Here is a 19655-nt window from a genome sequence, read left to right as displayed (position 1 = left end):
ATGTCCGTCAAGACTGGTTTTGACCTGAAACTCTTCCGCAACATCGGGATTGCGGCCCACATTGACGCTGGTAAGACCACCACCACCGAGCGCATCCTCTACTACACCGGCCGCATCCACAAAATCGGTGAGGTGCACGAAGGCGCTGCCACCATGGACTGGATGGAGCAGGAGCGCGAACGGGGCATCACCATTACCGCTGCCGTAACCACGGCCAACTGGAAGCACAGCGGCACCGGTATTGAGCACCGCATCAACATCATCGACACCCCCGGCCACGTGGACTTCACCATCGAGGTGGAGCGCTCCATGCGGGTGCTGGACGGTGCGGTGGCGGTGTTCGATGCTTCGCAAGGGGTGGAGCCCCAGTCCGAGACGGTCTGGCGCCAGGCCGACAAATACCGGGTGCCCCGCATCGCCTTCGCCAACAAGATGGACAAGACCGGGGCCGACCTCTGGTTGGTGGTCAACACCATGAAAGAGCGCCTGGGGGCCCGGCCGGTGGTGATGCAACTGCCCATCGGCCGCGAGGATACCTTCAAGGGCATCGTGGATGTGCTGCGCCAGAAGGCCTACATCTACGGCAACGACCTGGGCACCGACATTAAAGTGGTTGAGATCCCCGAGGAACTGAAGGCCCAGGCTGCGGAGTACTACGAGAAACTGGTGGAAGCCGCCGCCGATTACGACGAGAACATCATGATGAAGTTCCTCGAGGGCGAAAAGCCCACCGAAGAGGAGCTCGTCCGGGCCATCCGCAAGGGCACCATTGCCATGGAGATCTTCCCGGTTTTCCTGGGTTCGGCCCTCAAGAACAAGGGCGTCCAACTGCTCCTGGACGGGGTGGTGGACTACCTGCCTTCGCCGCTGGATATTCCCCCCATTCGGGGTAAAACCGAGAACGGTGAGGAGGTCGAGCGCCCGGCCGATCCCAACGGCCCCCTGGCGGCCCTGGCCTTCAAAATTATGGCGGATCCCTACGTGGGCCGGCTGACCTTTGTGCGGGTGTACTCCGGTACCTTAAGGTCGGGTTCTTACGTGCAGAACACCACCAAGGGCAAGAAAGAGCGTGTGGCCCGGCTGCTCCAGATGCACGCCAACCACCGCGAAGAGGTGGAAGAGCTGCGCGCGGGCGAGCTGGGTGCGGTGGTGGGTCTCAAGGAAACCATCACCGGCGACTCGCTGGTAGGAGATGGGGACGAGGCGATTATCCTCGAGTCCATCGAAGTACCCGAGCCCGTGATCGACCTGGCCATCGAGCCCAAGACCAAAGCCGACCAGGACAAGCTCGGCGTGGCCCTGGCGCGGCTGGGTGAGGAAGACCTCACCTTCCGCGTCTCCACCGACCCCGAGACCGGCCAGACCATTATCTCGGGGATGGGTGAGCTGCACCTGGAAATCATCGTGGATCGCCTCAAGCGCGAGTTCAAGGTGGACGCCAACGTGGGCAAGCCCCAGGTGGCCTACCGCGAGACCATCACCCGCCCGGTGGATGTCGAGGGTAAGTTCGTGCGCCAGTCGGGTGGGCGTGGTCAATATGGTCACGTCAAGATCAAGGCCGAACCCCTGGGCCGTGGCTCGGGCTTCGAGTTCGTCAACGCCATTGTGGGCGGCGTGATTCCGCGCGAGTACATCCCGGCGGTGCAAAAAGGCATCGAGGAAGCCATGCAGTCGGGGCCCCTCACCGGTTTCCCCATTGTGGACATTAAGGTCACCCTCTACGACGGTAGCTACCACGAGGTGGACTCCTCCGAAATGGCCTTCAAGATTGCCGGTTCAATGGCCATTAAAGAGGCCATCGAGAAGGGCGGTGCGGCCATCCTCGAGCCCATCATGCGCGTTGAGGTCATCACCCCTGAGGAGTTCCTGGGCTCCATCATTGGCGACCTTAACTCCCGCCGTGGGCAGATTCAAGGTATGGAGGAGCGGGGCAACGCCCGGCTGGTGCGGGCCTTCGTCCCTCTGGCCGAGATGTTCGGTTACGCCAACGATATGCGCTCGATGAGCCAAGGGCGGGCCCAGTTCTCGATGTTCTTCGACCACTACGAGCAAGTGCCCCAAAACATCGCGCAGAAGCTGATTAAGGGGCAATGAACAACCGGGGTTGGGGCACAGGTTGAGCCCCAGCCCCTGATTACTGCAGAAGGAGTGAAACTGCTATGGCGAAAGGCGTATTTGAGCGCACCAAACCCCACGTGAACGTGGGGACGATCGGACACGTAGACCACGGGAAGACCACCCTGACGGCGGCGATTACCTTTGTGGCGGCGGCGGCCAACCCCAACGTGGAGGTACAGGCCTACGACCAGATCGATAAGGCCCCCGAGGAGAAGGCTCGCGGGATTACCATCAACACGGCCCACGTGGAGTACGAGACCGAGAAACGCCACTACTCGCACGTGGACTGCCCGGGCCACGCCGACTACGTCAAGAACATGATCACCGGTGCGGCCCAGATGGACGGGGCCATTCTGGTGGTTTCGGGTACCGACGGCCCCATGCCCCAGACCCGCGAGCACATCCTGCTCTCGCGCCAGGTGGGGGTGCCGTACATCATCGTCTTCCTGAACAAGATCGACATGGTGGACGACCCCGAGCTGCTGGATCTGGTGGAGATGGAGATTCGCGACCTGCTGAACCAGTACGAGTTCCCCGGCGACGACACCCCCATCATCCGGGGCTCGGGCCTGAAGGCGCTGGAGCACATGATGGCCCACCCCAAGACCCAGCGGGGCGAGAACGAGTGGGTGGATAAGATCTGGGAGCTGCTGGATGCCATCGACTCCTACATTCCCACCCCCCAGCGGGACGTGGACAAGCCCTTCCTGATGCCGGTGGAGGACGTGTTCACCATCACCGGGCGTGGTACCGTGGCCACCGGCCGGATTGAGCGCGGGAAGATCAAGACCGGTGATGAGGTGGAGATCGTGGGGCTGCGGGAGACCCAGAAGACCGTGGTGACCGGGGTGGAGATGCACCGCAAGACCCTGAGCGAAGGGATTGCTGGGGACAACGTGGGGCTGCTCTTGCGGGGCGTGAGCCGCGAAGATGTGGAGCGGGGCCAGGTGCTGGCCAAGCCGGGGAGCGTCACCCCCCACACCAAGTTCGAGGCCTCGGTCTACATTCTGAAGAAGGAAGAAGGGGGACGGCACACCGGCTTCTTCACCAACTACCGCCCGCAGTTCTACTTCCGCACCACCGATGTGACCGGGGTGGTGGAGCTGCCCAAAGGGGTGGAGATGGTCATGCCCGGTGACAACGTCACCTTCACCGTCGAACTCATCAAGCCCATCGCCATGGAAGAAGGTCTGCGCTTCGCCATCCGTGAAGGCGGCCGTACCGTGGGCGCCGGTGTGGTGGCAAAAATTATCGAGTAAGGGAGGCCCTGAATGCCAAAGATTCGCATCAAACTTCGGGGCTTCGACCACAAGAGCCTGGATGCTTCGGCGGCCAAGATCGTGGAGACGGCCCGCCGCAGCGGGGCGCAGGTTTCCGGCCCGGTGCCGCTGCCAACCCGTATCCGTCGTTTTACCGTGCTGCGGAGCCCCTTTAAGCACAAAGACAGCCGAGAACATTTTGAACTGCGCACCCATAACCGACTGGTGGATATTTCCGATCCCACCCCCAAGACCATCGAGGGGTTGCGCAACCTCGACCTGCCCACCGGTGTCGAGATTGAGCTCAAGATGCTAGGAGGCCGCTAATGAAGGGCATTCTTGGGACTAAAGTGGGCATGACCCAGATCTGGAAGGGCGATAAGGCTGTGCCTGTAACGGTAATCCTGGCCGGCCCCTGCCCGGTGGTACAGCGTAAAACCATCGAGAAAGATGGGTATGAAGCGGTGCAGCTCGGCTTCCAGAGCCAGAAGCCGCAGCGGGTTAACAAGCCGGCCAAGGGCCATTTTGCCAAGGCGGGCGTGGAGCCCGTGAAGTACCTGCGCGAGCTGCGCGGCTTCAACCCCGAGGGCGACACCGTGACGGTGAGTATTTTCAACGTAGGGGAAGTGGTGGATGTAACCGGCACCTCTAAGGGCCACGGCTTTACCGGCGTGATGAAGAAGTGGAACTTTGCCGGTGGTAACGACTCGCACGGTGCTCACAAGATTCACCGCCACGGGGGTTCGATCGGTAACCGCAAGACCCCAGGCCGGGTTTTTAAGGGTAAGAAGATGGCCGGACGCTGGGGCAACGAGCGGGTGACGATCCAGGGCCTCGAGGTCGTGGATGTGCTCGAGAACGAAAACCTGATTCTGGTCAAGGGTTCGGTGCCGGGGGCCAATGGCAGCCTGGTGGTGGTGCGCCAGACCAGTAAGGTGCCCGCCGTCAAGGCCGGAAAGGGAGGTAAGTGATGTACAACCTTCCGGTGCTCGGAAGCAACAAGACTGTGGAAGCGGCGCTTCCCGAAAAAGTAAAGAGCCATGTGCTCTACGAGGTGGTGCGCTGGCAACTGGCCTCGCGCCGCCGGGGTACCGCGGCCACCAAGACCCGCGGCATGGTGAACTTCACCACCAAAAAAATGTACGCGCAAAAACACACCGGCCGGGCCCGCCACGGTGACTACGGCGCCCCCATCTTCGTAGGGGGTGGTACGGTTTTTGGGCCGCAGCCCCGCGACTACAGCTACACCCTGCCCAAGAAAGTGCGCAAGCTGGGTCTTGCGATGGCCCTGGCTGACCGCGCTAAAGAGGGCAAGTTCTTCCTGGTGGAAGACTTTAAGGGCGTGAACGGTAAAACCAAAGAGTTTGTGGCCTGGCTCAAAGCCCACAACCTCGAGGGCCCTTCCATCCTGCTGGTCACCAGCGATGAGAAGGTGGCCCGCGCCGCCCGTAACCTGCCCAAGGTGCGGGTGCTGGCCCCCGAGGGGCTCAACGTCTACGACATCATGCGCCAGGAGGCGTTGGTCATGGAAGCCTCAGCCTGGGAAGGCGTACAGGCCAAGCTAGGCCAGGGCGAGGGGGGTGAGGCCTGATGAAAACGCCCCACGATGTGATCATTCAACCCGTTTTGTCGGAGAAGGCCTATAGCCGGTTTGCTGATGGGGTCTATACCTTCTGGGTACACCCCAAGGCCAACAAGACCGAGATTGCCAACGCTGTGGAGGCCGCCTTCAAAGTTAAGGTGGTGCGGGTCAATACCCAGAACGTACTGGGCAAGCACAAGCGCCTGGGCCGCTTTATGGGTAAGCGCCCCGACCGCAAGAAAGCCATCGTGACGGTGGCACCTGGTCAGAAGATTGAAGCCCTGGAAGGACTGATCTGAGCTGGTTTGCTCCGATTGTAAGGGCTTTTGATCGAGGAGGGCAGAGGTTTTGGAGCAAGATTCTTATGCCCTCCAATCGCCTCGAGACCGAGCGTACATGCGCATCTCACGGCGCTGGACGATGACGGGGCAAAAATCCACTTGGCAGCAGGGTGACTCGGTTAGCCCGTATCAAGTGAGAGGAAGAGCAAAATGGCAGTAAAGAAATTCAGACCCTATACCCCATCGCGCCGCTTTATGACGGTGGCCGACTTCTCTGAGCTGACTAAAAAGCGCCCCGAGAAGAGCCTGACCGCCCCGATGAAGAAAACCGGGGGGCGCAACAACCAAGGCCGCACCACCAGCCGCTTCATCTCTGGTGGTCACAAGCAGCTTTACCGCATCATTGACTTCCGCCGGCGGGATAAAGCTGGTATTCCTGCCCGGGTAGCGGCCATCGAGTACGACCCCAACCGCACCGCCCGTATCGCCCTGCTGTTCTACCGCGACGGTGAAAAGCGCTATATCCTGGCCCCCGATGCCCTGAAGGTCGATACCATCGTCACCAGCGGCCCCGAGGCGCCCATCTCGGTGGGCAATGCCCTGCCGCTGCGCTTTATTCCGGTGGGTACGGTGATTCACGCGGTGGAGCTCGAGCCCGGTAAGGGCGCCAAGATGGCCCGCAGCGCTGGTACCAGCGTGCAGGTGCAGGGCCGCGAAGGCGATTACGTGATTTTGCGCCTGCCCTCCGGTGAGCTGCGCAAGGTGCACGGCGAGTGCTATGCCACCATTGGGGTGGTATCCAACGCCGATCACAAGAACATCGTGCTGGGTAAAGCCGGCCGCAAGCGCCACCTGGGCCGCAAGGGCCATGTGCGCGGTACCGCCATGAACCCGGTAGACCACCCGCACGGTGGTGGTGAAGGCCGCGCGCCGCGGGGCCGTCCGCCAGTCTCGCCCTGGGGCCAGCAGGCCAAAGGTCTCAAGACCCGCAAAAAGAAGAAGCCCTCGAGCGCACTCATCGTGTCTCGTCGCAAGTAGAGGTGAACTATGCCACGTAGCTTGAAAAAAGGAGTTTTTGTGGAAAGCCACCTGCTGGAAAAAGTCGAGGCGATGAACGCCAAAGGCGAAAAGCGGGTGATCAAGACCTGGAGCCGTCGGAGCACCATTGTGCCCGAGATGATCGGCCATACCCTGGCGGTTTACAACGGCAAGCAGCACGTGCCGGTTTATATAACTGAGCAGATGGTCGGGCACAAGCTGGGCGAGTTCTCGCCTACCCGTACCTACCGCGGCCACAGCAAAGAGGCCAAGACCGCCAAGAAGTAAGGGGTGGAGAATGGAAGCTAGAAAACGTCTTAAGAAAGGCGAGCGCAGCGATATCCGCAAAGACCTGCGCGACGTGCACTACCCCAGCTCGGCGGGCTTGCAGCGCTACGCCAAGCTCTCGTTGCGCAAACGTGCGGAGGCCCTCAAGGAAGAGAAGCCCCACACCTATGCTATGGCCACAGCCCGCTACGTCCGCATGTCGCCGCGAAAAGTGCGCCTGGTGGTAGACCTGATCCGGGGTAAGAAGCTCGAGGAAGCCCGGGCCATCCTCAAATACACCCCCCACCGGGCTTCGGAAGTGGTAGCCAAGGTGCTCGAGTCGGCCGCGGCCAATGGCATGAACGACGACCGCAAAAACATGATCGAAGACCAGATCTATGTCAAGGCGGCCTATGTGGACGAGGGCCCGGCCATCAAGCGGGTGCTGCCTCGAGCCCGCGGTAGTGCCAACATGATTAAGAAACGTACCAGCCACATCACCATCATCGTGGGGGAGAAAAATGGGTAACAAGATCAATCCCGTGGGGCTGCGCCTGGGTATCACCCGCGATTTTGAGTCGCGCTGGTACGCTGGCAAAAAAGCCTACGCTAAAACCCTGGAAGAAGATCGCCTGATCCGTGCCCTTATCGAGAAGGAGCTGCACCAGGCTGGCCTGGCCCGCATCGATATCGAGCGCGCGGCCGACAACGTCACCGTCATGGTGTATGCGGCCAAGCCCGGTGTGGTAATTGGGCGCGGGGGCGAGACCATCAAGCGCCTGCGTGAGACCTTGCAAAGCCGGTTCCCTGGTAAGACCGTGGCCCTCAACGTGCAGGAAGTGGGTAACCCCAACCTCTCTGCGCCCTTGGTGGCCCAGCGTGTGGCCGAGCAGATCGAACGCCGCTTCGCGGTGCGCCGCAGCATCAAGCAAGCGGTGCAGCGGGTGCGGGAGTCGGGTGCGCTGGGGGCCAAAATTGTGGTTTCGGGCCGCATCGGCGGCGCTGAGCAGGCCCGGGTCGAATGGGCTGCCGAGGGGCGGGTTCCCCTGCATACCCTGCGGGCCAACATCGACTATGGAACAGCCAGGGCCGAGACCACCTACGGCTCGCTTGGGGTCAAGGCCTATGTTTTCATGGGTGAAGTGATCGGCGGTAAGAAGGTGGTGCCGGGCGCTGCGCCTGCAGCTCGTCCGGCGGCGCCAAAACGCGACCAGGACGGTAAACCTCGTCGCCGCTCGGCGGTTCGCAAGGCTGGGGCGACGGGCAAAGAAGGGGGCGAATAAGCATGCTGATGCCCAAGCGCATGAAGTACCGCAAGGCCCACCGGGGTCGTATGCGGGGTACGGCCAAGGGCGGTGACTACGTGGCCTTTGGCGATTGGGGTTTGGTGGCGATGGAGCCCTCCTGGGTTACCAGCCAGCAGATCGAGGCGGCCCGTGTGGCCATGGTGCGCCACTTCCGCCGCGGCGGTAAAATTTTTATCCGTATCTTCCCGGATAAGCCCTACACCAAGAAGCCGCTGGAAGTGCGGATGGGTAAAGGTAAAGGGAACGTAGAAGGGTATGTGGCTGTGGTAAAGCCGGGGCGCGTGATGTTCGAGGTGTCCGGCGTGACGGAAGAACAGGCCCGTGAGGCCCTGCGCCTGGCTGGCCACAAGCTGCCCATTAAGACCAAGGTGGTGAGACGCGATGCCTACGACGAAGCCCAGTGAGCTGCGCAAACTTTCGGTGGCCGAGCTACAAAAGCGCATCCAGGACACCAAGAAGGAGCTGATGGAATTGCGCTTCCAGGCTAGCATCGGCCAGCTAGATAAAAACCATCGGGTTTCGGAAGCCAGGCGGGAAATTGCCCGCATGATGACTGTGCTGGGCGAAAAAGTCAAAGCACAAGCGCCCCGCGCCAAGAAAGCCTGAGGAAGGAGTGCGCAATGCCTAAAAAAGTTCTTACCGGCGTGGTGGTGAGCGATAAGGCGCAGAAGACCGTTACGGTTCTGGTCGAGCGCCAGATGCAGCACCCGCTGTATGGCAAGGTGATCAAGCAGTCCAAGAAATACCTTGCCCACGATGAAAACGATCAGTACAAGCTAGGGGACATCGTGGAGATTCGGGAAGCCACCCCCATCTCCAAAAACAAGAAGTTTGTGGTGGTTGGGCGTATCGAGGAAGGTCGTATGGATCTTGTCGAGCGCTACCTCTTGCGCAAGGAGCGTGGTAAAGCGTGATACAGCAGGAAACCGTGCTGGAAGTCGCCGACAATACCGGCGCTCGTAAGATTGCCTGTATCCGGGTGATGGGCGGGCACTACCGCAAGTACGCCAGTGTGGGTGATGTAATTGTGGCCTCGGTGAAGGAAGCCATCCCCCGGGGCATGGTCAAGGAAGGTGATGTGGTTAAGGCGGTGGTGGTGCGTACGGCCAAGGAGATCCGCCGGCAGGACGGTTCCTCCATCCGCTTCGATACCAACGCCGCGGTGATCATCAACCAGCAAAACGAGCCTCGAGGCACCCGTGTTTTTGGGCCGGTGGCCCGCGAGCTGCGCGAGCGCGGCTTTATGAAGATTGTTTCACTAGCCCCTGAGGTGCTCTAAGCCTTGAATGGGTTTGCGGGTTCTTGCCGTAGGCAAGTTGTTCCGATACACGAGGGGCTTCCTGGGTTCCTCGTCCCGCACCCAGCCTGCCCTTGGCAGGCGCTTGAACAGGATGCTTTTTGGGATGGTTTCTGCTAAACTTGGCATTTGGTGTCGAGAAATTGGCAGTTCCGGCCCTAAAGCAAAATCGGAGGAATTGAATGAAGGTACATGTTAAGAAAGGGGACACGGTGATTGTTCTTTCCGGCAAGGAAGGACTTCGCGGTGAAACCGGAAAAGTCAAGGCTGTTATGCCCAAAGAAGGGCTGGTCGTGGTCGAGGGGCTGAACCTCATCAAGCGCGCAGTGCGGCCCAACCCCCGCAACCCCCAGGGGGGCTTTATCGAGACCGAGGCGCCCATCCATGCCTCCAAGGTCATGCCGATTTGTCCAAGCTGCGAGAAGCCGACCCGTATCCGCAAGAAAGTGCTGCCCGACGGCACCAAGGTGCGCGCCTGCGCTAAATGCGATGGCGTGCTGGATACCAAGTAAGGGGGTTGTATATGCCACTGGAAGTTGCCCTCAAGAAACGTTATCTGGAAGAAATTCGCCCCGAGCTGATGAAGCGCTTTGGCTACGACAACATCATGGCGGTGCCCCGCCTGGTGAAAATCGTGGTCAACCAAGGTCTGGGCGAGGCCAAGGAAGATAGTCGAATTCTGGAAAAAGCTGGTAAGGAACTGGCCGCCATCACCGGACAGCAACCGGCCATCACCCGTGCCAAAAAGTCGATCTCGAACTTCAAATTGCGCCAGGGCATGCCCATCGGTTTGCGGGTTACGCTGCGGGGTGACCGTATGTGGATTTTCGCCGAAAAGCTAATTCACATTGCCCTGCCCCGCATCCGCGACTTCCGCGGCGTCAACCCCGGTGCTTTTGATGGTCGTGGGAACTACAACCTGGGCCTTCGGGAGCAGTCCATCTTTCCTGAGATCACCTACGATATGGTGGATGCCGTGCGCGGTATGGATATCGCGGTGGTTACCACGGCTAAAACCGATGAGGAAGCCAAAGCCCTGCTCGAGCTGCTCGGCTTCCCGTTCCGCAAGTAGCGCCTTATTTGCTATCATTGGTAAGTTGCTTAACTGCGCCAGAAAGGAGGTGAAGCATGGCTAAGAAATCTCAGGTCGAGAAGATGAAGCGCAAACTCAAGACCATCGCCAAGTACGCCGCCAAGCGGGCCGCCCTCAAAGCAGCGGGCGACTATGCCGCGCTGGCCGAACTGCCGCGCGATGCCAGTCCTACCCGCCACAAGAACCGCTGTGCGGTGACGGGTCGCTCCAAGGCCTATATGCGTTACTTTGGTCTTTCGCGCCTTCAGTTCCGCGAGATGGCCCATAAGGGTCAGCTACCCGGTGTCAAGAAAGCCAGCTGGTAAAGGTTGCTTTGTAGGTCGGCGAGCTTTCGCCGATACCGCAAGGCCAAACCGAGGGTGTCCTCTGTGGATGTTCTGAGCTGACAGGTTGGCTTATTTAGCCAAGACCGGGCTCTGCAAACCTCCAGATTAAGCGGAGCCACCCCAGAAGAAGGAGATGCTGTAATGCTTAGTGATCCGATCGCTGATATGCTGACCCGGATTCGTAACGGAGTCCAGGTCTACAAGGAGAGCGTGGATGTGCCTGCTTCCAAGTTTAAGGAGCAGATCGCCAGCATCCTTGTGAAAGAAGGTTTTCTCAAAGGGATGGAGCGTATTGAGGTAGGGGGTAAGCCTTTTCTCCGTCTTACCCTCAAGTATGGCCCCCGCCGTGAACAGGTCATCAAGCACATCCGCCGGGTGAGCCGTCCAGGGCGCCGGGTGTATGTGACCGCCGAGAACGTGCCCAACGTGCGCCGCGGCCTGGGGCTGGCAATTGTCTCCACTTCCAAAGGCCTGCTGCCCGACCGTGAAGCCCGCAAGCTGGGTGTTGGCGGGGAAGTAATTTGCGAGGTGTGGTAATGAGCCGCATCGGGAAACAACCCATCACCCTACCCAAGGGCGTGACCGTAGAAGTGGCCCCGGGCTTGGTCAAGGTCAAGGGAGCCAAAGGCGAGTTGACCGTACCCGTACACCCCGACTTGATCATCAAGAACGAAGGGGGCACGGTTACCGTTAGCCGTCCTTCGGACAGCCGCACCCACAAAAGCCTGCACGGCCTGACCCGCACCCTGATTGCCAATGCGGTTCAGGGTGTTTCGGTTGGGTTCGTTAAGGAGATGCTGATTAGTGGCACCGGTTACCGTGCCGCTATGCAGGGCAAGAACCTCGAGCTCACCGTGGGTCACAGCCATAAGGACATCGTCACTCCGCCCAACGGCATTACCTTTGAGGTGCCTGAACCGACCAGGATTCGGGTAATTGGCATCGATAAGCAGCTTGTGGGCCAGGTAGCGGCCAATGTGCGGGCTGTGCGGCCGCCCGATGCCTACCATGCCAAGGGCATCCGCTATGCCGATGAGGTAGTCAAGACCAAGCCCGGTAAGACCGCTGGCAAGTAGAGGGAGGAGATACTGTGGCCCGTTTGACCACTGAAGATCGCCGCAAGTTTCGGGTTCGCAACGCCGTAAAGGCTTCTGGGCGCCTGCGTTTGAGCGTACACCGCAGCTTGCAGCACATTTACGCTCAAATCATTGACGATAGCAAAGGACACACCCTGGTGGCCACCTCGAGCAAATCCCTCAAGCTTTCGGGTAACAAGACCGAGGTGGCTAGAAAGGTGGGCCTGGCTATCGCGGAGGCCGCCAAAGCCAAGGGTATATCTCAGGTAGTGTTCGACCGGGGTGCGTTCAAATACCATGGGCGTGTGAAAGCCCTAGCCGAAGGAGCCCGTGAGGGTGGGTTGGAGTTCTAAGCTGAAGATCGGCAGCCTGAAGCCTAACCTGCCAGATAGAGCCAGAGCCGCAGGTTGCCCATCTTCTGCCTCGAGCGAGGTTGCATATGCCTGAAACCGATTTTGAAGAAAAGATGATCCTGGTGCGCCGTACCTCCAAAACCTACCAAGGAGGACGCCGCTTCCGCTTCGGAGCGCTGGTGGCTGTGGGCGACCGGCAGGGCCGGGTGGGCCTGGGCCTGGGTAAAGCCAAAGAAGTGCCCATGGCTGTCCAGAAGGCCAACAACTACGCCAAGCGCGATATGATCGAGGTGCCCTTGCACAACGGCACCATTCCCCACGAAATCAGCGTGACCTGGGGTTCTTCTACCATCCTGCTGCGCCCCGCAGCGCCAGGTACAGGGGTTATCGCGGGCCAGGTGCCGCGCGCCATCCTCGAGCTGGCTGGTATTACCGATATCCTTACCAAGGAGCTGGGCTCCCGCAACCCGGTAAACATCGCTTATGCCACCATGGAGGCGCTGCGGCAGCTCCAGACCTGGGATGATGTGAAGCGCTTACGTAAGACCCCGGCTAAGCCGGAGGAGGTGGCCTGATGGCGACCCTGAAGGTGCGTTTGGTCAAGAGCCCCATCGGCTACCCCAAGGATCAAAAGGTGGCTCTCAAGGTGCTGGGCTTGACCAAGATGAACCGCGTGCGCGAGATACAGGATAACCCTGCAATGCGCGGTCAAATTCGCAAGGTGGCCCACCTGGTGGAGGTGCTGGAGTGAAACTTACTGATATTCGTCCCAACCAAGGGGCCAACAAGCAGCGCAAACGTGTGGGTCGGGGCCCCGGTTCCGGCCACGGCAAGACGGCTGGGCGGGGCCACAAAGGTCAGAAATCCCGTTCCGGCGGCGTGAAGAACCCGGCGCGTTTTGAAGGTGGGCGCTCCACCCTGATTATGCGTTTGCCCAAACGGGGTATGAAAGGCGCTTCCCACGGGGAACTCAAGCGAGTGGAGTACCAGGTGGTCAATGTGGGCGCCATTGCCAAGCACTTTGCTTCTGGCGAGGTGGGCCCGGAGGCCCTGGTTCAGGCCGGCCTGGTGCGCCCTGGCTACCCGGTGAAGGTGCTGGCTCTAGGTGATGCCAATGGAGTGAAGGTGCGGGCTCACAAATTTTCCCAGGCTGCTGTGGAAAAACTCAAAGCGGCGGGTGGGGAAGCCATTGTGATCGAGGGGGCCTAAGATGCTTGCGGCCTTCCGCTCCGCCATCATCATCCCTGAACTGCGTAAGCGCATTTTGTTTACGCTGTTGGTGCTGGCGTTGTATCGGCTGGGTACGTTCATCCCGACCCCTGGGGTGGATATCGGTAAAATCCGCGAGTTTTTAGGTACCCAGGCGGGCAGTGCGCTGGGGCTGGTCAACCTGTTTTCCGGGGGCAACTTCGAACAGTTCTCTATTTTCGCCCTGGGTATCATGCCCTATATCACAGCCGCCATCATCATGCAGCTTTTGGTTACGGTTATTCCTGCCCTGGAAAAGCTGCAAAAGGAGGGCGAAGAAGGCCGCCGCATCATCACGCAGTACACCCGTATTGCGGGCATCGCACTGGGGGCGGTGCAGGGGTTGTTCCTGGCTACCGCCTTTTTGGGCTCAAACAACGGGGCCTTCCTGCTCCCTGGCTGGGAACCGGGTTTCTTCTTCTATTTTGTGGTGGTGGTGACCCAGGTGGCCGGCATTGCTCTGCTGCTCTGGATGGCTGAGCGCATCACCGAGTATGGGATTGGCAACGGCACCAGCATGGTGATCTTCGCCGGCATTGTGGCGGCCTGGCTGCCGCAACTGGGCCGCACCTTTGGCCTGGTGCGCACCGGTGAGGTCAACCTGATCGCCCTTTTGATCTTCCTGGCCTTTATTGTGCTGGCTTTTGGGGTTATGGCTGCGGTTCAGCAGGCCGAGCGTCGCATCCCTGTGCAGTATGCACGGAAGCAGGTTGGCCGCAAGATGTTTGGTGGGCAAGCCACCTACATCCCCATCAAGCTCAACGCTGCCGGGGTCATCCCCATTATCTTTGCCGCGGCCTTGCTGCAGCTTCCCCTCTTTATTACCGGGGTGTTTCCCGAATCCACGCTAGCGCAGGGTATCGCCAACTTTTTCACGCCCAACCGTTTCCCTGGCTTGCTGATTGAGGTGCTGCTGATCATCGGGTTTACCTACGTTTATACTGCAGTGCAGTTCGACCCGCGCCGCATCTCCGAAAACCTGCGTGAGTACGGTGGGTTTATCCCTGGTATCCGCCCCGGCGAGCCCACCGTGAAGTTCCTCGAGCACATCGTCTCCCGTTTGACCCTTTGGGGGGCCATCTTTTTGGGGATCGTGGCGGCTTTGCCAACCATCATGCAAAACGTAACCGGTGTGACCACCCTGACCTTCCACTTCTCAGGCATCAGCCTGCTGATCGTGGTGGGGGTTGCACTCGATACCCTGCGCCAGATTGAGGCCCAGCTACAGATGCGCAACTACGAGGGCTTTTTGTCCAAAGGGCGTTTGCGGGGCCGCACCCGTTAAGGAGGTCGGAGGTGGCAGAGGCGGTAATTTTCTTGGGCCCCCCGGGGGCGGGCAAAGGCACCCAGGCCAAGCGCCTGGCCCTCGAGCTGGGTTTTCGGCAACTTTCCACCGGTGACATCCTCCGTAGCCACGTGGCACGAGGTACCGAACTGGGCCAGCAAGCCAAACCTCTAATGGAAGCGGGTAAGCTGGTGCCCGACGAAATTATTCTGGGACTGATCGGCCAGGAGCTGGCTGAGATGTCCGATCCCAAGGTTATTTTCGATGGCTTCCCGCGCACGCTGGCCCAGGCTGAGGCCCTCGACCGCTTGCTTTCCGAGCGCCAGATCCGCCTGCTGGGTGTGCTGCTGGTGACTGCCCCCGAAGAAGAACTGGTTCGCCGGCTGCTGGGGCGGGCCCTGGAAGAGGGCCGCTCGGACGACAATGAACACACCATCCGGGCCCGGATGGTGGAATACCGTCAGAAAACCCAGCCCCTGGTGGACTACTACAAAAAGACCGGCCACCTCAAAGAAATCAACGGCTTGGGCAAGGTGGACGAGGTGTACCAAGCCATTCAAAAGGCCCTGGGTTTGGGAGTCTCCTGAGCTGCGGATTGGTAGTTTGTAGTGAGCTGAGCCATGGCCATTCACATTAAGTCGCCCTGGGAAATCGAGAAGATGACCAAAACGGGTCAACTTCACACCGCTATCTTTGCCGAGGTGGAGCCCCACATTCGCCCCGGGGTAAGCACCCTCGAGCTCGACCAGATCATCCTGCGGGCGATCCAAAAAGCGGGGGGCCAGGCCCCGCAAATCGGTTACCGTGCGGGCGGCACCGTGCCCTTCCCTAGCGCTACCTGCATGTCCATTGATGATGTGGTGGTGCACGGTTTGCCTTCCAAACGTCCTTTGCGGGAAGGCGAACTCTTGAAGATCGACTTCCTGTTCACCTACGAGGGCTACACCACTGATATGGCCCGCACATACGCCATTGGCAAGGTCTCGCCCGAGGCCGAACGCCTGATGCGTGTGACCGAGGAGGCCTTCTGGGTGGGCTTTAAGTTGTTGCAGCCCGGCCGCCGCATTGGCGACGTGGCAGCGGCTGTGCAGGACTTTGTCGAACGGCAGCACGGGCTTTGGTGCATCCGGGAGATGGTGGGGCACGGCGTGGGCCGTGAATTGCACGAAGACCCCCAGGTGCCCAACTACGGTGAGCCCGGCAAAGGCCCCAAGCTCCGGCCCGGCATGACCCTGGCTTTTGAGCCAATGGTTGCTTTATACCCTGCCAAGATGGTAATATTGGCGGATGGTTGGACGGCCACGGTTGGAAAAGGCAACCTGGCGGCCCACTACGAAAACACGGTGCTGATTACCGATTCTGGCCCTCGCCTTTTGACGGGGAGCCAGAAAGCCGTGCCGGTAGAACGGTAGCCAGGATTCGCGCTAGGAGGAGAGGCTTGGCCAAGGAAAAAGATACAATTCGTGCCGAAGGCGTCATCAGCGAGGCTTTACCCAATACCACTTTCCGGGTGCAGCTCGATAACGGCCCCGAGATCCTCTGCTACATCTCCGGCAAGATGCGGATGAATTACATCCGTATACTGCCCGGTGACCGGGTGGTGGTCGAGATTACCCCTTATGATCCCAGCCGGGGCCGGATTGTGTACAGGAAGTGATCCATCCGGCCAACGCTTTTGCAAATGCGCAAGGCCCATCCCCATTTTTCTTAAGGAGAAACCATGAAAGTGCGTACCTCAGTCAAGAAAATGTGCGACAAGTGCAAGGTGATCAAGCGCCACGGTCGCGTCTATGTGATTTGTGAAGACCCCACCCACAAGCAGCGTCAAGGCTGATGGAAGACTGGAAAGGAGGTGAATGAATGGCTCGTATTTCTGGTGTAGAAATCCCCCGTAATAAGCGCGTGGATGTTGCTCTGACCTACATCTATGGGGTGGGCCCTGCTCGCGCGAAAGAAGCCCTGGCAGCCACCAACGTTGATCCGGCGACCCGGGTCAAGGACCTGACCGAGGCGGAAGTGGCCCGCTTGCGCGAGTTTGTGGAAAACACCTACAAGCTCGAGGGCGAATTGCGTGCTGAGGTGGCGGCCAATATTAAGCGCCTGATGGACATTGGTTGTTACCGGGGGCTCCGCCACCGCCGTGGGCTACCCGTGCGTGGACAGCGCACCCGTACCAACGCCCGTACCCGCAAAGGCCCCCGCAAAACCGTGGCCGGTAAGAAGAAGGCACCCCGCAAGTAAGGGTTTATTGCCTTCGAGGGCAATGTTTTGACGCAGTTGAACAAAGCTGGAACGCAGATGCACTATCTGCATCGTGTACACGCCAGTTGAGACTCCTGATAGACCTCCGCCCCTAATTTATGGTGGAGCGAGCACGAGGAGAGTATGGCTGAGAAAAAGTCTGCTACAAGTCGCAAGAAAAAAATCAAGCGCCAGGTTACGACGGGTAAGGCGTTTATTCACGCCTCCTACAACAACACCATCGTAACCATCACCGATAACGATGGACACCCCGTGACCTGGTCGTCCGGGGGGGTTATTGGCTACAAAGGCAGCCGCAAAGGTACGCCCTATGCTGCCCAACTGGCAGCCATGGATGCAGCAAAGAAGGCCCAGGGCTATGGGATGAGCAGCGTTGAAGTGGTGGTACGGGGAACCGGGGCGGGCCGCGAACAAGCCATCCGGGCCTTGCAGGCCAGTGGGCTTCAGGTGCGTTCCATTGTGGACGATACCCCTACGCCGCATAACGGCTGCCGTCCTCGTAAAAAGTTTCGTAAGGCTGTTTAGTTGTTTGGCCGGGGTGAAACTTTGGTTCCCTGCTTCACCCCCAGATCCCGGGAACCCGGTTGGGAATATGGCTACAAAGCACGTTTCTGACCGATGGAGGAGATAAAGAATGGGTCGTTATAGAGGGCCAATCGTAAAAGTGGCGCGTCACCTCGGGGTGAACATCGCCGAGACCGAAAAAGTTCAAAAGTACCTAGATCGCCGTCCCTATGCGCCGGGCCAGCACGGCCAGAAGCGCAAGGGTCGACCCTCCGACTTTGCGGTGCGTTTGCGCGAGAAGCAGAAGCTGCGCTTTATCTACGATGTGTCGGAAACGCAGTTCCGCAACCTCTTCGAGGAGGCCAGCCGCAAGAAGGGCGTGACCGGTACGGTGTTTTTGCAATTGCTCGAGAGCCGTCTGGACAATGTGGTCTTCCGCATGGGTATTGCCTCTACCCGCCGCCAGGCCCGGCAGTTTGTGCGGCACGGGCACATTCTGGTCAATGGCAAGCGGGTGAATATTCCTGGCTACCGCGTGCGCCCTGGTGACGAGATCAAGGTATCGGAGAAAGCCAAGAAGATTGACTTTATTGTGCAAAATGTCGAGCGCTTCAAGAACCGCAAGAGCTTCCCTTGGTTGGAATTCAACGCCGATACTATGACCGGGCGCTTCTTGCGTCTGCCGGAACGGGAAATGCTCTCGTTGCCTGTAAATGAGCAGCTCGTGATCGAGTTCTATTCCCGATAGTTTATAGCGCGCCGCGCTATCAGCACCTCTGAGGAGGTTCTAGTTTGGAAACCACCAAGACCAAAGCCCCTGTTTTTAACGCCCGCATTGACGGCAATTATGGCGAGTTCGTGCTCGAGCCGCTCGAGCGGGGTTTCGGTGTAACCCTGGGTAACCCCTTGCGCCGCATTTTGCTCTCCTCGATTCCCGGTACCGCCGTTACCAGCGTTTACATCGAAGACGTTCTACACGAGTTCTCCACCATTCCGGGCGTTAAGGAGGACGCCATTCAGCTCATCCTCAACCTCAAGGAGCTGGTTGTGCGTTTTGCCAACCCCGGCACCGGCCCCAAAACCCTCACCCTACGCGCCAGCGGCCCCAAGGTAATCTACGCTCGCGACCTGGAGTGCCCCCCCGATGCCGAGGTGGTTAACCCCGATCAGTACATCGCTACCCTGGAGGAAAAGGGCAAGCTGGTGATGGAAATTCGTGTGGACGAAGGAGTGGGCTACGTGCCGGCTGAAAAGCATGGCATCAAAGACCGTATCTCCTCGATTCCGGTGGATGCTCTGTACTCGCCTGTGCGGCGGGTGGCCTACCAGGTTGAGGATACCCGCCTGGGTCAGCGCACCGACCTGGATAAGCTGACCCTGCGTATCTGGACCAACGGCGCGGTCTCGCCCATGGATGCGCTGCAGCAAGCTGTAGCCATCTTGCGGGAACAGCTCGGTTACTTTGACCAGTCGCCGGTTATGCGGGTTGAACCCAAAAGTACCCCTGCACCTGCACCTGCTGCACCGGCAACCACTGCGCCTGCTGCGCCAGCATCCCCGGGGGTGGGCTTAACCTTGGATGATCTGGGTCTGACCACCCGTGTTTTGCATAACCTCAAGGAAGAGGGCATTGAAAGCGTGGAGAGCCTGCTAGCCCTGTCAGAAAAAGAGCTCAGGCGCGTGCCTGGTATTGGCGATCGCAGCCTACAGGAGATCAAGGACTGCCTGGCCCAGCACGGGCTGGTAATGAAAGACTGAGGTTGCAGGTCGCAAGTCGCAGGTTTGAGCAGACCCAAGACCTGAGACCTCTGCCAAGGAGAGATTCATGCGTCACCAAAAAGCTGGAAGAAAACTCAACCGGAACTCCTCGCACCGCGTGGCCTTGTTCCGTAACCTGGCTAAAAGCCTGCTGCTCTCGGAGAATGGCCGGATCGTGACCACCATTCCCAAGGCCAAGGAGCTGGCGGGCTACATGGACAGCCTCATCACCACGGCGAAGAAAGCACCTACCCTGACCGTACCCGAGGGTGTGCGTTTTACCAAACCCAAGGACAAAAACGGTCAGGTGCGCCCCCTCAAAGAAGGCGAGCGCATGGCCACCCCGGAGGAGCTGGCCGCCTATGCCCAGCGCAACCACCTGCGTCGCCTGGTGCTGCGTGACCTGCACGATCCCAAGCTGGTCAAGAAGCTTTTCGAGGAGATTGCCCCGCGCTATGCGGATCGGCCGGGGGGCTATACCCGCGTGCTCAAATTGGCGGAGCGCCGCCGGGGGGATGGAACCCAACTGGCCGTGGTTGAGCTGGTGAAGTAGCTCAATTGTTGAGGTATAACCCGGCGCTGTCCTGTGCTGTGCTCACAC

At 59.6% G+C, this 19655-nt stretch carries 33 protein-coding genes; all 33 read left to right on the top strand.

What is annotated here, in order from left to right:
• The 33 genes from fusA to MRUB_RS13030 all read left to right on the top strand — a co-directional run bounded on the left by fusA (position 1) and on the right by MRUB_RS13030 (position 19607).
• Positions 1-2094 (top strand): elongation factor G, encoded by a 2094-nt coding sequence (gene fusA, locus MRUB_RS13185; protein WP_013014870.1) that lies wholly within the window; start codon positions 1-3, stop codon positions 2092-2094.
• 65 nt (positions 2095-2159) lie between these two features.
• A complete protein-coding gene (gene tuf, locus MRUB_RS13180; RefSeq protein WP_013014869.1) occupies positions 2160-3377 on the top strand; it encodes an elongation factor Tu in 1218 nt (405 codons plus the stop codon).
• 12 nt (positions 3378-3389) lie between these two features.
• Positions 3390-3704, top strand: coding sequence for a 30S ribosomal protein S10 (gene rpsJ, locus MRUB_RS13175; RefSeq protein ID WP_013014868.1), 315 nt, complete (start codon positions 3390-3392; stop codon positions 3702-3704).
• Positions 3704-4348 (top strand): 50S ribosomal protein L3, encoded by a 645-nt coding sequence (gene rplC / locus MRUB_RS13170; protein WP_013014867.1) that lies wholly within the window; start codon positions 3704-3706, stop codon positions 4346-4348. Before rpsJ ends, rplC begins: the two co-directional genes overlap by 1 nt.
• Positions 4348-4968, top strand: coding sequence for a 50S ribosomal protein L4 (gene rplD / locus MRUB_RS13165; RefSeq protein WP_013014866.1), 621 nt, complete (start codon positions 4348-4350; stop codon positions 4966-4968). Before rplC ends, rplD begins: the two co-directional genes overlap by 1 nt.
• Positions 4968-5258, top strand: coding sequence for a 50S ribosomal protein L23 (locus MRUB_RS13160; protein ID WP_013014865.1), 291 nt, complete (start codon positions 4968-4970; stop codon positions 5256-5258). Before rplD ends, MRUB_RS13160 begins: the two co-directional genes overlap by 1 nt.
• A 192-nt stretch (positions 5259-5450) precedes the next feature.
• On the top strand, positions 5451-6278 hold the full coding sequence (gene rplB, locus MRUB_RS13155) for a 50S ribosomal protein L2 (protein WP_013014864.1): 828 nt from the start codon (positions 5451-5453) through the stop codon (positions 6276-6278).
• A 9-nt stretch (positions 6279-6287) separates the two neighbouring features.
• A complete protein-coding gene (gene rpsS, locus MRUB_RS13150) occupies positions 6288-6566 on the top strand; it encodes a 30S ribosomal protein S19 (protein WP_013014863.1) in 279 nt (92 codons plus the stop codon).
• Between the two features lie 172 nt (positions 6567-6738).
• Positions 6739-7074: a 50S ribosomal protein L22 gene (gene rplV, locus MRUB_RS13145; RefSeq protein ID WP_041654122.1), complete on the top strand. Its 336-nt coding sequence runs from the start codon at positions 6739-6741 to the stop codon at positions 7072-7074.
• The gene (gene rpsC, locus MRUB_RS13140) at positions 7067-7828 is read left to right on the top strand and encodes a 30S ribosomal protein S3 (protein WP_013014861.1); all 762 of its coding nucleotides are present in this window, start codon (positions 7067-7069) and stop codon (positions 7826-7828) included. The genes rplV and rpsC overlap by 8 nt, the downstream gene beginning before the upstream one ends.
• Before the next feature lie 2 nt (positions 7829-7830).
• Positions 7831-8256, top strand: coding sequence for a 50S ribosomal protein L16 (gene rplP, locus MRUB_RS13135; protein WP_013014860.1), 426 nt, complete (start codon positions 7831-7833; stop codon positions 8254-8256).
• The gene (gene rpmC / locus MRUB_RS13130; RefSeq protein ID WP_013014859.1) at positions 8234-8458 is read left to right on the top strand and encodes a 50S ribosomal protein L29; all 225 of its coding nucleotides are present in this window, start codon (positions 8234-8236) and stop codon (positions 8456-8458) included. The genes rplP and rpmC overlap by 23 nt, the downstream gene beginning before the upstream one ends.
• A gap of 14 nt (positions 8459-8472) precedes the next feature.
• Entirely contained in the window at positions 8473-8766 is a 294-nt protein-coding gene (gene rpsQ / locus MRUB_RS13125; protein WP_013014858.1) for a 30S ribosomal protein S17, read from the top strand.
• Positions 8763-9131 carry a 50S ribosomal protein L14 gene (gene rplN / locus MRUB_RS13120; protein WP_013014857.1) on the top strand — a complete coding sequence of 123 codons (369 nt, stop codon included), beginning with the start codon at positions 8763-8765 and terminating at the stop codon, positions 9129-9131. Before rpsQ ends, rplN begins: the two co-directional genes overlap by 4 nt.
• A 200-nt stretch (positions 9132-9331) precedes the next feature.
• A complete protein-coding gene (gene rplX / locus MRUB_RS13115) occupies positions 9332-9661 on the top strand; it encodes a 50S ribosomal protein L24 (RefSeq protein ID WP_013014856.1) in 330 nt (109 codons plus the stop codon).
• Positions 9662-9672: 11 nt separating this feature from the next.
• Entirely contained in the window at positions 9673-10221 is a 549-nt protein-coding gene (gene rplE / locus MRUB_RS13110; RefSeq protein WP_013014855.1) for a 50S ribosomal protein L5, read from the top strand.
• 56 nt (positions 10222-10277) lie between these two features.
• On the top strand, positions 10278-10547 hold the full coding sequence (gene rpsN / locus MRUB_RS13105; RefSeq protein ID WP_013014854.1) for a 30S ribosomal protein S14: 270 nt from the start codon (positions 10278-10280) through the stop codon (positions 10545-10547).
• A gap of 162 nt (positions 10548-10709) precedes the next feature.
• Positions 10710-11105 (top strand): 30S ribosomal protein S8, encoded by a 396-nt coding sequence (rpsH, locus tag MRUB_RS13100; protein ID WP_013014853.1) that lies wholly within the window; start codon positions 10710-10712, stop codon positions 11103-11105.
• A complete protein-coding gene (gene rplF / locus MRUB_RS13095; protein WP_013014852.1) occupies positions 11105-11644 on the top strand; it encodes a 50S ribosomal protein L6 in 540 nt (179 codons plus the stop codon). Before rpsH ends, rplF begins: the two co-directional genes overlap by 1 nt.
• Before the next feature lie 14 nt (positions 11645-11658).
• Positions 11659-11997 (top strand): 50S ribosomal protein L18, encoded by a 339-nt coding sequence (gene rplR / locus MRUB_RS13090; protein ID WP_013014851.1) that lies wholly within the window; start codon positions 11659-11661, stop codon positions 11995-11997.
• 86 nt (positions 11998-12083) lie between these two features.
• On the top strand, positions 12084-12572 hold the full coding sequence (gene rpsE, locus MRUB_RS13085; RefSeq protein WP_013014850.1) for a 30S ribosomal protein S5: 489 nt from the start codon (positions 12084-12086) through the stop codon (positions 12570-12572).
• Positions 12572-12748, top strand: a complete 177-nt coding sequence (rpmD, locus tag MRUB_RS13080; protein ID WP_013014849.1) for a 50S ribosomal protein L30 — start codon at positions 12572-12574, stop codon at positions 12746-12748. Before rpsE ends, rpmD begins: the two co-directional genes overlap by 1 nt.
• On the top strand, positions 12745-13206 hold the full coding sequence (rplO, locus tag MRUB_RS13075; RefSeq protein WP_013014848.1) for a 50S ribosomal protein L15: 462 nt from the start codon (positions 12745-12747) through the stop codon (positions 13204-13206). Before rpmD ends, rplO begins: the two co-directional genes overlap by 4 nt.
• 1 nt (position 13207) lies before the next feature.
• Positions 13208-14530: a preprotein translocase subunit SecY gene (secY, locus tag MRUB_RS13070; protein WP_013014847.1), complete on the top strand. Its 1323-nt coding sequence runs from the start codon at positions 13208-13210 to the stop codon at positions 14528-14530.
• A gap of 11 nt (positions 14531-14541) precedes the next feature.
• Complete coding sequence (locus MRUB_RS13065) at positions 14542-15117, top strand: adenylate kinase (RefSeq protein ID WP_013014846.1); 576 nt, start codon at positions 14542-14544, stop codon at positions 15115-15117.
• 33 nt (positions 15118-15150) lie between these two features.
• Positions 15151-15942: a type I methionyl aminopeptidase gene (gene map / locus MRUB_RS13060; RefSeq protein ID WP_013014845.1), complete on the top strand. Its 792-nt coding sequence runs from the start codon at positions 15151-15153 to the stop codon at positions 15940-15942.
• Between the two features lie 26 nt (positions 15943-15968).
• Positions 15969-16187, top strand: coding sequence for a translation initiation factor IF-1 (infA, locus tag MRUB_RS13055; protein ID WP_013014844.1), 219 nt, complete (start codon positions 15969-15971; stop codon positions 16185-16187).
• A gap of 63 nt (positions 16188-16250) precedes the next feature.
• The gene (gene rpmJ, locus MRUB_RS15645) at positions 16251-16364 is read left to right on the top strand and encodes a 50S ribosomal protein L36 (RefSeq protein WP_013014843.1); all 114 of its coding nucleotides are present in this window, start codon (positions 16251-16253) and stop codon (positions 16362-16364) included.
• Positions 16365-16390: 26 nt separating this feature from the next.
• Positions 16391-16771 (top strand): 30S ribosomal protein S13, encoded by a 381-nt coding sequence (gene rpsM, locus MRUB_RS13050; RefSeq protein ID WP_013014842.1) that lies wholly within the window; start codon positions 16391-16393, stop codon positions 16769-16771.
• A 144-nt stretch (positions 16772-16915) separates the two neighbouring features.
• Positions 16916-17317: a 30S ribosomal protein S11 gene (rpsK, locus tag MRUB_RS13045; RefSeq protein WP_013014841.1), complete on the top strand. Its 402-nt coding sequence runs from the start codon at positions 16916-16918 to the stop codon at positions 17315-17317.
• 109 nt (positions 17318-17426) lie between these two features.
• The gene (rpsD, locus tag MRUB_RS13040) at positions 17427-18044 is read left to right on the top strand and encodes a 30S ribosomal protein S4 (protein ID WP_013014840.1); all 618 of its coding nucleotides are present in this window, start codon (positions 17427-17429) and stop codon (positions 18042-18044) included.
• A gap of 44 nt (positions 18045-18088) precedes the next feature.
• On the top strand, positions 18089-19054 hold the full coding sequence (locus MRUB_RS13035; protein WP_013014839.1) for a DNA-directed RNA polymerase subunit alpha: 966 nt from the start codon (positions 18089-18091) through the stop codon (positions 19052-19054).
• A gap of 67 nt (positions 19055-19121) precedes the next feature.
• Positions 19122-19607, top strand: a complete 486-nt coding sequence (locus MRUB_RS13030) for a bL17 family ribosomal protein (protein WP_013014838.1) — start codon at positions 19122-19124, stop codon at positions 19605-19607.
• Positions 19608-19655 lie beyond the last annotated feature (48 nt).

This window comes from Meiothermus ruber DSM 1279 (assembly GCF_000024425.1).
GTDB classification, from domain to species: Bacteria; Deinococcota; Deinococci; order Deinococcales; family Thermaceae; genus Meiothermus; species Meiothermus ruber.
Note: the sequence above shows the minus strand (reverse complement) of the source record. Positions and strands in the feature narration are given on the sequence as shown.